This window comes from Microlunatus sagamiharensis, assembly GCF_900105785.1.
GTDB classification, from domain to species: domain Bacteria; phylum Actinomycetota; class Actinomycetes; order Propionibacteriales; family Propionibacteriaceae; genus Microlunatus; species Microlunatus sagamiharensis.
Map to the genome: position 1 here is coordinate 375276 of NZ_LT629799.1, position 12124 is coordinate 387399.

Annotated in this window: 8 protein-coding genes; 1 reads left to right on the top strand and 7 read right to left on the bottom strand. The window is 71.5% G+C overall.

From position 1 onward, the window contains the following. Nucleotides 1-78 precede the first annotated feature (78 nt). The 7 genes from BLU42_RS20425 to BLU42_RS01690 form a co-directional block, all read right to left on the bottom strand. Nucleotides 79-558 (bottom strand): hypothetical protein, encoded by a 480-nt coding sequence (locus BLU42_RS20425; protein ID WP_157719716.1) that lies wholly within the window; start codon nucleotides 556-558, stop codon nucleotides 79-81. Next, nucleotides 555-6110, bottom strand: coding sequence for a DUF6531 domain-containing protein (locus BLU42_RS01665; protein WP_091072809.1), 5556 nt, complete (start codon nucleotides 6108-6110; stop codon nucleotides 555-557). The genes BLU42_RS20425 and BLU42_RS01665 overlap by 4 nt, the downstream gene beginning before the upstream one ends. Nucleotides 6111-6250: 140 nt before the next feature. Further along, nucleotides 6251-6535, bottom strand: coding sequence for a pyrophosphorylase (locus BLU42_RS01670; protein WP_091072812.1), 285 nt, complete (start codon nucleotides 6533-6535; stop codon nucleotides 6251-6253). Between the two features lie 210 nt (nucleotides 6536-6745). Beyond that, nucleotides 6746-8584 carry an ADP-ribosylglycohydrolase family protein gene (locus BLU42_RS01675; RefSeq protein WP_091072814.1) on the bottom strand — a complete coding sequence of 613 codons (1839 nt, stop codon included), beginning with the start codon at nucleotides 8582-8584 and terminating at the stop codon, nucleotides 6746-6748. 53 nt (nucleotides 8585-8637) lie between these two features. Next, complete coding sequence (locus BLU42_RS01680) at nucleotides 8638-9336, bottom strand: NUDIX hydrolase (RefSeq protein ID WP_091072816.1); 699 nt, start codon at nucleotides 9334-9336, stop codon at nucleotides 8638-8640. Between the two features lie 5 nt (nucleotides 9337-9341). Beyond that, a complete protein-coding gene (locus BLU42_RS01685) occupies nucleotides 9342-9782 on the bottom strand; it encodes a T3SS (YopN, CesT) and YbjN peptide-binding chaperone 1 (protein ID WP_091072819.1) in 441 nt (146 codons plus the stop codon). Nucleotides 9783-10176: 394 nt separating this feature from the next. After that, the gene (locus BLU42_RS01690) at nucleotides 10177-11112 is read right to left on the bottom strand and encodes a D-isomer specific 2-hydroxyacid dehydrogenase family protein (RefSeq protein ID WP_091072821.1); all 936 of its coding nucleotides are present in this window, start codon (nucleotides 11110-11112) and stop codon (nucleotides 10177-10179) included. A gap of 166 nt (nucleotides 11113-11278) precedes the next feature. On the opposite strand from BLU42_RS01690, the gene BLU42_RS01695 reads away from it, so the two are divergent. Further along, a complete protein-coding gene (locus tag BLU42_RS01695; RefSeq protein WP_157719717.1) occupies nucleotides 11279-12100 on the top strand; it encodes an IclR family transcriptional regulator in 822 nt (273 codons plus the stop codon). The last annotated feature ends 24 nt before the right edge of the window (nucleotides 12101-12124 follow it).

A 12124-nucleotide genomic window follows, 5' to 3' on the forward strand; every position in this document is an offset into this window, starting at 1 on the left:
CTCAGAAAGGTCGCGGCTGTCCTGGCGTCCGAACGCCGTTGCACTACGCCTGCAGAAGCGGGTGCGGCATACCTCTGCCTATGCCGACGGATAGTTGTTGGCTCGAGTATCGGCAGCAAGGTCAACGGTATATTCGATTCCAGCTGCGTCCGTGATGACGATCGCGTCTTCGACGTGCCTCACGCTCTCGAAGGTGTCTTGTAGATCGATTCTTTCAACAACTCGGCCTTCTCGCAGTTTGCGGACAGATGTTTCGCAGATGACGAGGAGTTCCGAAGACGCGAGCGGTAGCGCCCACTCGACGTCCTCGTCCAGTCCAATACTTGCTGATAATCCTGTGGGGCCGAATTCGTGAACATTTCGTGCTGACCAGAGCAACATGGCCGTTTCCGTAACCGCGATGGACAGCGGCCGCCATCCCGGCTCGACGAAAGCCCACTCATGTCTGTCGTCGAGGGTCACGACGACAGTTAACTCACGTGGGACCTTAGCCAGCAACTGCCGAAGGACCCAGAAGTGACCCACCGCCACAAGCGGCACCGAGACGTCCAGGCTCATTTGGCAGGGGATGCGGTGATGAGGCGGACGGTACCGTCGGGATCGGCGCCCCACGCCGTATTCATGTTCCAGGACTCGCCTGTCGGTCCGGTCATCGGACCGGTCACAACAAACTTCTCGCCTGTCTGGTCGAATCCTGGGAGTGGTTCACCGCCCATCCGTACGCCTGGTGTCGCATTTCCGAAGTTGGACGTCAGATGCTCTCTCAGTGCTGGCTCGAGCGTATTGTCCGTGTGACCCATTGATTCATCGAAGATGCCTGCCTTGCTCTGATTCTTCAAGAGATACCCGAGCTTCCCTTCTGGAATCGTCACCCTTGTCGTGTCTAGCACGTCTCCAGAACTGTTGACAATGAATCGAGGCTTTGGTGCGGGAGTAGGAACATCGACGATCGGACCGGTAGGCTCAGCCGGGATGTCACCAAGTGCGCGGCCGGGGTTGGGGCCAAGGCCGTGACCAGCCGATCTAGCGAGTGAGCCGATCCCGTGCGCGGCAGCTCCGCCGGCGCCGCCAGTTAGTTCCCCGATCGCCGCACCGGTAGCAGTCGACCTGACCAGCCCGCTCGCGGTGTGTGGCCCTGGCCCGACGAGATAAGTGCCACCTCCGTTGACGGCACCGTCGGCCGCACCGCTCGCCGCCCCGACGGCTACGGTCGCCCAGATTCCCTCTCCAGCTACCTTGGCCACAGCGCCACCAACACCGAAGCCGACCGCACCGGCTGCGCCGGAGACCGCCACCTCGCTCCAGTTCACCTCGCCGGTTGTGGCCTTCTGGATGATGGTGTTGGCGCCTGCGGATACAAGCATCACGCCAAGGGGGCCGCCAACCCCGGTGGCCATCAGGGCTGCGCCACCGAGAACCATCGCACCCCCGGCGATGTACTCCCAGTTGGACTTTGTCCAACTGTTGACGGCGTTCCAAGCGCCGCCGATCCCGTTGCTGCTTCGATATTTAGCGAGCTCAGAATCCGTCACTGGCGACAAGCCAGCCGGATCCGTTGCATGCAGCGGATTGTTGCCCGCGTAGGAATAGGGATTTCCAGCCCACCCAGTTCCAACGACCGAGTCGAACGGGTCTACTGAGAGAAAGCCGCGAACAGCGGGGTCGTAGACGCGGGCACCCATCCACTCGAGGCCGTCGATGGCAAGACCGCCGGACGGGCCGATGGCGACGGACGGTCCTAGCGCTGCCGCGCCGCTCGTGGCCCAGGGGTCGGTCTCGGTGGAGCGGGCGGTGCGCCAGCCGGGCGCGGTCCAGCCGGTACCGACCCCGGTGACCGGGCCGGCCGAGAGGATCGGGGTGTCGCCGGCGAGGACGGGGGCGCCGGCGTACGCGGCGGTGTCCCAGAAGAACTCGGTGCCGTCGACGGACGCGAGCTCGCCGAGGGCGTCGGCGTGCACGGTCGTCTTCCGGACCCGGTCGCGGTCGTGGTGGACGACGCCGGCGAGGTAGCCGGAGGGGTTCCACACGAACTCGCGGGCTTGGCCTCGGTTGTCGCGCTCGCCCGTTCGGCGGCCGGCGCCGTCGTAGGTGTAGCGGACCTCGCGGCCCCCCGCGTCGTTCGACGTCAGGAGCTGGCCCGCAGCGTCGTAGACGTGCAGGAGCGCGGCCTGGTCGGTCGACTCGGCGACCATGCGGCCAGCCGCGTCGTAGCGCCAACGGTTGGTCGACGAGATCGTCGAGGTGCCGCTGGTCGTGCGGATCCGGGCCTCGACGAGCTGGTGGGCGCCGTCGTAGGCGTAGTCGGTCGCGGTGGTGACGGAGCCGTCGCCCTTCACTACCCGGGTGATGCGGCCGTCGTCGTCGCGGTCGATCGTGGTGCGGGTCGAGCCCTCGCTGTCGGTGATCGTGTGGCCGACGACGAAGCCGTCACGGTGCTCCCACGACTGGATCATCCCGCCGGCGAGGGCGGAGATGAGGCGGCCGGCGGCGTCGTGGTCGAAGGCGGCGCGGCCGAGGACGCTCGAGTCGATCGACGTGAGGTGGCCGGCGCGGTCGTAGCCGTAGGACGTGGTGGTGCCGTCAGGGGTGACCATCGAGGTGCGGCGGCCGTCGGCGTCGTAGGTCCACTCGACGGAGCGGCCGTCGCGGGTGCGGCGGACGAGCTGGCCGCGGCGGTTCCACTCGAGCTCGTGCTCGACGACGACGCCGTCCTCGCGGGTGGAGTCGACAGTGCGGACGGTCCGGCGGCGCAGGTCGCGGGTGAGGGCGGTGACCGTGCGGCCGTCGACGGCCATGGTCGCAGGGCGGCCGGAGGCGTCGAAGGTCCAGGTCGTGCGGCGGCCGTCCGGCGACTCCTGCCAGACCTGGCGTCCGGCGGCGTCGTAGCCGGCTCGCGTGGTGCGGCCGATGGGGTCGGTCTCGGCGACGCAGCGGTTCATCGCGTCGAACTCGCGCACCGTCACCCCGCCCAGCGGGTCGGTGATCCGCGTGGTGCGGCCGTTGGCGTCGTAGTCGTAGGTCGTAACGCCGCCGTTGCCGTCGATCGCGGCGACGAGCTGGCCGGCGGCGTCGTAGCGGAACCGGCGGGTGCCGCCCAGCGAGTCCTGCCACTCGACGACCTGACCGGCGAGGTCGTAGGTCCAGCGCGAGGTGCCGACGCCGGGAGCGTGGTGCTCGACGATGCGGCCGCAGACGTCGTACGTCGACCGCGCGACCTCGCCTGTGGGCAGGGTCTGGGTGACGGGGCGGCTGTCGACGTCGTAGCCGATGGTGGTGACGGCGCCGTTGGGGTCGGTGACGCTGACGAGCCGGCCGCAGTGGTCGTAGGCGTAGCGGGTGGTCGCGCCCAGCGGGGAGACGACCTCGAGCGGACGGCCTGCGGCGTCGCGGCGGATGAGTGTGAGGCCGCCGTCGGCGTCAAGGGCCTCGACCGGGCGGCCGCAGCGGTCGTAGGTGTAGACGGCGGAGGAGCCGTCGGCCTGGCCAATCGAGGTGAGGCGGCCGAGCGGGTCGAAGCCGGTGTGGGTCGAGACGTCGCCGTCGCGGACCTCGACCTCGTTGCGCGCGGCGTCGAGGTCGACGCCCACGCGGACGCCGGTGGCGTCGACCGAGGCGACCGGGTTCCCGGCGCGGTCGAACTCCTGGCGCCACACACCGCCGGTCGGGTCGGTGGTGGCGACGAGCCGGGAGAGGGCGTCGTGCGCGAACTCCCAGCGGGCGCCATCCGGCAGCTCGACGGCGGCGAGGTTGCCGAGGTCGTCGAGCCGGCGGGTGACGGCACGACCGAGCGGGTCGATCGTCGCCGCCTCCTCGCCGTGCGGGCCGTACTCGAGCGAGGTGCGGGAGCCGAGCGGGTCGACGGTGGACGCCAGGCGGCCGCCGGCCGTGTACTCGTAGCGCCAGGTGCCGCCGTCAGGGTTGACCCGCTCGGCGAGCAGGCCGGAGGAGGGGTCGTAGATGTAGGTCGTGAGCTGGCCGGAGGGCGTGATCGCGGCGGTGACGCGGCCGAGGTCGTCGCGCTCGAGGCGGGCGGTGTGGCCGTCAGCGTTGGTGGTGCCGACGAGGTCGCCGTGCAGGTCGTAGGTGAGACGGACGACGACGTCGGTGGGGTCGACGATCTCGGTGAGGAGGCCGTCGGTCCAGGTGAGGCAGGTGAGCCTGCCCTCGGGGTCCACGATCGTCGAGGGGTTCCGGAGGTCGCCGTCGTAGGTGTACGCGGTGACCGCGCCCTGCTCGGTGACCACGGTGGTGACGCGGTCGAGGTCGTCGTAGCCGAAGGTCAGGTCAGCGCCGGACGGGGTGACGCTGCGGACACGGCGGCCGCGGGCGTCGCACTCGTGGACGGTGGTGGAGCCGTCGCGCTCGGTGAGGACGACCGGGTTGCTCCAGCGGTCGTAGGAGGTGGACTGGCGCTGCTCGTCGGCGTCGACGACACCGATCAGACGGCCCTTCTCGTCGTGGAGCCACGTGTTGGAGCGGGTGCCGTCCTCGTCGGAGACGACGGTGGTACGCCCGGGCAGGTAGACGTAGCGCGTGGTGCGGCCGAAGGGAGAGCGCTGCGTGGTGACGCGGCCCCGGTCGTCGTAGAGGTTGTCGACCTCGACGACACCGTCAGCGTCGACCACGGCGGCGATGCGACCGTCGGCGCCCCAGCGGTAGGTGCGGGTGCCGGTCGGACCAGCGGCCGACAGCAGGTGAACGTCGGCGTCGTAGGCGTATGTGACCGTTCGGCCGTCGGCGGAGCGGGCCGAGACGACCCGCTCGTCAGTCCAGTCGAGGTCGATCCACTGCCCGCGGGCGTGCGAGAGCCGGAGCAGCCGACCGGCCTCGTCGCGGACGAGGGTGACGAAGGCGCGGGCCTCGGCCGGGCCGGTGCCGAAGGAGCGCAGGGTGCCGCCGGAGGACAGGCGCCACCAGGAGCCGTCGTTGCCGGTGACGACCAGCTCGCCGGAGTTGGCGTCGCGGGAGAGCCAGAGGCTCTCGCCGGCCGCGCGGTCCCAACCGTCGCCGAGACGGGGGAAGTGGATCTGCCGACCGTCGGGCAGCGTGAAGCGCGCGAGGTCGTCGGCGAGCGTCAGGCCGGCCTCGCAGATCGACGACCAGCCGACGCCGAAGGCGTGGATCTCGGCGTCGAAGGAGTTGTACGTGCGCCCGAGCGTGAGCATCGAGGCGGCGCCGGGGAAGGTCAGGTCGGCCTCGACCTCGAGGAAGTTGCCGGTGGCGGTGTTGACCGGGTCGTCGGCGTAGCCCGACGTCGGAGGAGCGCCGTAGGCCTGAGGCGGCTGGATCGTGAGGTCGTTCCGCGTGATGTTGACGTGGTGCGCTTGCAGGGCAGCGGCCACGGCGCTGTTCGACAACGTCGACACCTCGCCGTTGGCGCCGGCGGCCTTGAAGGCGTTGGCGACGACGGTCGCCCACTCGACGTCCATCGCGTTGGCGGCCAGCCACTGACGGAAGCCGTTGATCGGTCCGTTCGCGTCGAGGCTGCCCCACTTGCACCTCATGCAGAAGGTGTCGTAGGCGTTGCTCACCCGGCCGGGCACCGGCTCCAGCTGACCGTTCAGGTCGCTCGAGCCGGAGGCGAAGGCGTGCAGGTTCTTCGGCATCGCCGAGGAGGTTCCGCCGCCGCTGCCCCCTTGACCGGAACCACCGGCAGGGGCCATGGGGTCGCGGGGACGGTTCGGCGGCGCAGGGACTGACAGCGGACCTGGCTCGACGGGGTCGCCGAACGGCGGGTCGTCCCCTGAGTTGAAGAGGTCGTCCCAGACCTTCTGCGCGCCGCTGCGGTTGTCGTGCTCCTCCTGCCACGCCTTGGCCTTGTCGCGGCGCTCCTGCTCCGCGCGCGCCTGGTCGGCGAGCTGCTGAGCCTTGTCCGCCATGTCCCGGAGGGACATCGACAACTCGGTCGCATCCGCAGCGGCGGTCAGGGCATTGCCGGCGAACAGCTGCGAGAAGAGGCCCTTGAACTCCTTGGACCCCGTGCTGACCAGCGACCAGCGCTGGCCGACCTGAGCGTCGATGGACGAAGCCGCGGTGCGGCAGGCCGTGATCAGCGACTCGGCAGCGCCGAAGTCGAAGGGGACGGGAGCGGCATTGGCGCCCAGGGCCATCAGGTTCTCCAGTGGTCACGGCTGCGCTGTCCCGCGGGCAGATTTACTACCCGCGGGACCAGCGTGGTCAGGTTCGTGCAGGTGGTGCGGTGGTGCTCGACCCTCAAGGCTCGAAGAGCGTCCGTCGGGGTCCGGGCGGCCTAGCTGCCGCCGCCGGCGGTCATGATGTTGCTGGAGATCTGCTGGAGCTGGCCGCGGAGCTCCTCGAGCTCGGTCTTGGCCTTGTCGAGCGCCGACTTGGTCTCCGGCCAGGTGGAGCTGCGGAAGCGCTCGGCGAGGGGACCGTCCCAGTTGTTGGGGTCGGACAGGGCCTGGCCCTGGGTGTTGAGGTTGTTGATCTCGTTGGTGAGGCCGCCGTTGATGATCGACTGCATCTGCGTGATGGCCGACTTGGCCTGCTCGCTGGAGAGAACGCGTCCCGACATGGCGGACTCACTTCCTGGTCGGCTGACCGACCGCGTTGGCGTTGGGAACGGGCCCCGGACAGGTGCTCGTATAGCCCGTCGAATGTGATCCTGGCATGACGAGGGGGGCACTTGGCCACCCTCAGCGGAACCTCGACAACACTTCAGGCGGACGGACAACACCTGTCCTCCGTGCGGGGGACATGGGGCGAGGCTTGAGGCGGTCCGTTGTCAGCGGTCGTCTGGCTTGCGTGCGATCTCGGGCAGGTGCACAGCCCAGACAGGCCATTCACGCTGGTCCCAGATCTCCGCCTGCTCGTCGTCGGTGTACACCCGAGCGAACGCCTTGCTGAGGATCCGGCGCGCGTGCGACAACCGCCGCGTGGCGCCACCGGTCGAGAAGTACTCGTGGACCCACTCGTGCCCGGGGTCCTCGCCTGCGGCCTCCCGGCTGCCGATGCGGTCGAGTGAACCGACGACGTCGTCGAGGATGACGAGCAGCTGGTCGGCCTCGTTGGCGGTGAGCGTGATCTCGCGGTCCTGAACGAGGCTCCTCGAGCCCGCCACAGCACCGAAAGCTCGACCAGCACGCGCGGGCTCCGCGCTCCTGCCCTCGATCACCTCCAGGAACGCCTGATTCGGGTGCGCCCCCGGCAGCACCTCCTGAACCTTCACCAGGCACTCCGCCGCCGGTTGCCCGCTGACCCGGGCGCCGTACAAGGCGGCGACCGTCGGCGTACGGCTCTGGGCCTGGACGCAGTGGAGGAGGACCGTACGGCCCTCGGCGCGTAGGGCGGCGACCGCGTCGACGGCGTCGGCGAGGACGAGGTCGAGGTTCGGGTTCTGCGCCGGGTCGGCGCTGTCGACGAGCCAGACCTCGACGTGGTCCTCGGGTGCGACGCGGGCGACCGGCACCTGCGCCGCGCCGAGACGGCAGAGCGAGACGACGGCGTCGACCTCGGGCGGCGGGTCGTCGAAGGCGCCGACGCCGGCGAGCCAGACGTGCTCGTCCTGCGGGTGGCGGGCGAGGGCGCTGCTCTCGTAGATCGAGTAGTCGACGACGGCGGCGCTGGGCCAGCCGGCGCCGTCGGGCCGTCCGCCGCGGGCGGTCAGGACGGCGAGGCGGACGAGGTCGCGGCCGCGGAGCCCGGGCCAGCCGTGCAGGACCCGCCGCCACGCCGAGGGCACGGCCGAGGCGCCCCAGCGGGCGCCGAGCAGCGAACCCGCGATCGCCGCCACGGTGTCGGTGTCGTGCCCGCCCCGGACCGCGGCCTCGAGGGCGAGCCGGAGGTGGTCGCCGGGCTGCCCACCGGTGGGGACGACGGTGCGGGCGATCGCGGACCACGCGCCCTGCAGGGCTTCCACGACCCAGCCGTTGCGCGTGAAGGCCGAGGGCGGCAGCTCCTCGGCGAGGTCGAGGCGGTAGGTCCAGACGGCCCGGCGGTCGGCGGGCAGGGCGTCGACCGCGAGCCGCAGCCCGTCGAACGTCCCCTCGAGCACCGCGTGCCGGATTGCCAGGCACCACAGCGCACAGGCCTCGCCGGCCTCCGGGTCCGCGTGCGTGATCGCGCTCAGCGCGTGCGCCGCCTCGACGAGGGCGTCGGGGTCGTCCAGGCGGGCGAGGGCGACGGGGGCGGTTCGCATCAGCGAACCGTTCCCCGCCGTCCGTCCAGTCCGCCGGTGGAGGTCGGCCGTCGCCTTGCGCACGCGTTCAGCCAGGCCCGGAGTGCCGCCGGTGACGGCGCCGAGCACCTGCCCCGTCTGGATGCCGACGTCCTTGGCGTTCCGCGACCAGCCGAGCCAGCGCGCGGCGATGCGGTCCTGGGCCTCGGCGCTGCGGAGATCCAGGCCTTCCGCGGAGACCTCGGCGATGGCCACGGCCATCGAGGTGTCGTCGGTCCACTCGCCGGGCGCCCAGCCGAACGAGCCGCCGCCCTGCATCCGGACCTCGACGTCGTCGTCGAGCGGCGGGCCGAACTCGTAGCCCGCACCCAGGGCGTCGCCCGCGGCGAGGGCGAGCAGGACGCCGGCGGCGCGGTCGTACTGGGCGGTGGTCAGCTTCAGGGTCATGGTCGTTCTCCTCGGGTCGTGCCGGCAGGTCGAGTTGGGGTGCGGGCCGGGGCTCAGGGAGCCGCCCGGCGCAGGATCGGGGGGTGGAGCAGGGTCGCGCCACCGTGCTCGTACGTCGCGGCCGGTCTGCCGCGTCCGCTCGAGCGCTGCTCGGCGGTGCGGCGGACGAAGCCCTCCGAGCCGAGCACCTTGCGGTGGAAGTTCCCCGGGTCGAGGGACCGGCCCCACACGACCTCGTAGACGTGCCGGAGCTCGGCGACGGTGAAGGTCGGCCCCACGAAGGTCGTGGCCAGGGCGGTGTACTCGAGCTTGCTCCGGGCCCGGTCGACGCCCGCCTCGAGGATCGCGTGGTGGTCGAAGGCGAGAGGCTCGTCGAGCGCCGCCGAGACGGGTTCCCAGCGTGCGGCCGCCGCGTCGGTCCCCGCGACCGGGACGGGCAGCGCGGGCAGGGCGGCCAGGTAGGCGACGGACACGACGCGGCCCCGGGAGTCGCGATAGGGCGCACCGAAGGTGGCGACCTGCTCGAGGTGGGCGGGCTCGACGTCGACGCCGGTCTCTTCGCGCAGCTCGCGGCGGGCGGCGTCGGGCAGGTCCTCCTCCTGGCGCACGAACCCGCCGGGCAGCGCGAGTGAGCCCCGTTGCTCCCTGGCACCGCGCTCGACGAGCAGGACCTGCAGCGCGTCGTCGCGAACGGTCAGCAGCACCACGTCGACGGTGACGTAGACGGGTGGGTACTCCGACTCGTACGTCATCGCCGTCAGCCCTCGGGGGCGATGGGTGGGAGGGGGACGCTGCCGCCGTGCAGTGCCGTGAGCACCGGGCCGAGCCGGTCGGCGACCTTGAGCACCCGCTTGACCGCCCGACGGAGCGTGTCGGTGCCGACGGTGTCGGCGAGGACGAGCTGGTCCACCACCACGGCGCCGGTGTCGGTGAGGAAGACCCGCACCGCGCGGTCGGCCAGCATCGCCGCGTTGAGCTCCTTGTAGACCGCCACCTTCGCCGGGACGCCGGTCGCGGCGTAGGCGAAGATCCGCGCGCCCCAGGGCTGGTGCGTCTGGACCCGTACCCATCCGGGGCTCGTGACGCCCCGGACGGGGAGGTCGCCGTCGCTGTCGGGCTCATGGACGCCGAGGACCGACATCGTGGAGCTGACGTAGTTGCTGAACCATTCCGCCTGGGTGCTGAGCGTCGCCGTCATGTCGGCCTCCTGAGGTCCTCGTCCGTGATGACTTCAGGCTAACTTGTCGTTCTGACAAAAAGTGGGTTTGCGGAGGGAGGGGTTGGTTCGGCAAGTTCCGGGGGCGTGTGTCGGCGGCTCTTCGACAAGCTCAGGGATCGTGGCCTGGTTCGTCGACAGGTTTAGGGGGCGTGCGTGGATGGCCCTTCGACAAGCTCAGGGGTCGTGTCTTGGTTCGCCGCGGACAGTGGAAGCAGCCCTTCGACAGGCTCAGGACTCGTGGCTGGACTCACGATCGCGGGTGGCCCTTCGACAGGGCTCAGGGATCGTGGCTGGGTGGCCCTTCGACAAGCTCAGGGATCGTGGCCTGGTCGCTGCGACTGGCGGCAGTAACTGCCTGGGCCAATGCCGTCGGTCAGAAGCCCTGCTCGGGATCGATGACCCCGAGGAGCTCCTCGCCGGCGGCGAAGCGGCGCACGTTCTCGCGTAAGCGCTCGGCCAGAGCGGCGTCGTGGGCCTCCTGCGGGTTGGCCACGTGCGGGGTGATGAGCGCGTTCGGGAGGGTCCAGAGCGGGTGGCCGTCGGGGAGCGGCTCAGGGTCGGTGACGTCGAGCGCGGCGCCGCCGATGCGCTCCTCGCGCAGCGCCTCCACGAGGGCGTCGGTGTCGACGAGGCCGCCGCGGCCGACGTTGACCAGCCAGGCGTCGTCGCGCATGGGGTCGAGCTCGGCGGCGCCGATCATGCCGCGGGTCTGCGGCGTGAGGGCGGCAAGGAGCACGACGAAGTCGGCCTCGGGCAGGACCTCCCGGTAGGCGTCGCGACCCACGGTCCGCTCGACGCCCTCGACCGGGCCCGAGTCGGTGACGGCCAGCACCCGGCAGCCGAGGGGCTCGAGCATCGGCAGCAGGCAGCGCCCGATGCCGCCGAACCCCACCAGCGCGACGGTGCTGCCCGCGACGACCCGGCCGGGCTGCCGGTCCCACGTCTGCGCCCGGGCCGCGGCCTGGAGCCGGCGGGCGCCGGCGAGGAGGAGGGCGAGGGCGTGCTCGGCGACCTGCGGGCCGTACGCGCCGGCTGCGCTGGTCCAGACGGGTTCGTCCGTGATGAGTCCTGCCGCGGTCCAGCGCTCGATGCCGGCGTGCGGGAGCTGCACCCACCGGGTCCGGTCGGTGACCAGGGCGGCGCTCTCGTCCGGGTCGTCCGCGTCGGAGTGGAAGACGATCGCGTCGGCCTCGTCGGCGCCGACGACCCGTCCACCCCCGGCGCGGACCGCGTCCTCCAGCCGCTGGTCGGGGTCGGGTCCGACGTGGACGCCGGGGTTCGGCCGGGCGGGGGCGGTGGGCGCGCTCATCCCGCCACGCTAGGCGGAGGTGACCCGGCGCGTGTGGGGCGGTTCAGCCCGCTGTCTCCAGGCGTACGGGCGATGCTCGTCATGAGAACCAGCGTTCAGCCCGCTGAACGCGCAGTTCACGGGGACGACGAGAGGTGGTCAGGTGTCAGGCGACGAGGAGGTCGACGTGTCAGCACAGGTCCAGCCCGAGGAGGCCGGCCGCACCGACGGCCGTCGGGGAGGTGCGGCCTACGGCTCGGGGGAGCAGGCGCCCTCCCCGGCGGCGTACCGCGCGGGCCTCGTCCTCGAGCTGCTCGCCCGCCGCTCCGAGCCGGTGCCGCTCACCACGCTGGCCGCCGAGCTCGGGGCGGCCAAGTCCTCGACCCTCAACGTGCTCGTCAGCCTGGAGGGCGCGGGGATGGTCCGGCGTACGGCGGCGGGCTGGGTGCTCGGCTACAAGGTCGTCGAGCTCGGCCGTGCGGCTCTCGCCTCGACCGGTGTCGTGGACGAGTTCCACCGGGCAGTCGCGGCGTCGCGCGAGCTGCAGGGCGAGACCGTCGTGCTGGCCGTGCTCGACGCCACCGACGTGGTCTACGTGGCCCGGCACGACGGGCACCAGCCGGCGCGGTTCGTCAACGAGATCGGCACCCGCAACCCGGCGACGGTCACCGCCCTCGGTCGCGCGATGCTGGCCGAGCTGGACGACGACGAGCTGGAGCGGCGGCTGGCGGCGCTCGACCGCCTCCCGGTGCGCACCCCGCGGTCCCTGCGCACCGTCGCCCAGCTGCGCGCCGACCTCGCGGCGGTCCAGGAGCGCGGCTACTCCGTCGACGACGAGCAGGGCGTGCCCGGCATCCGGTGCTTCGGCGTCGGCGTGGGGGCGCCGGGACCGCCGACCGCGGTCAGCGCGAGCTTCGTCGCCGACCGGCTCACCCCCGAGCTCGAGACCTCGCTCGTCGCCGGGCTCACCCGGCTCGCCGCCCGGCTCAGGCGTGCCGAGCCCCGCTGAGCCTGCACCGCGCTCCGCCTCACC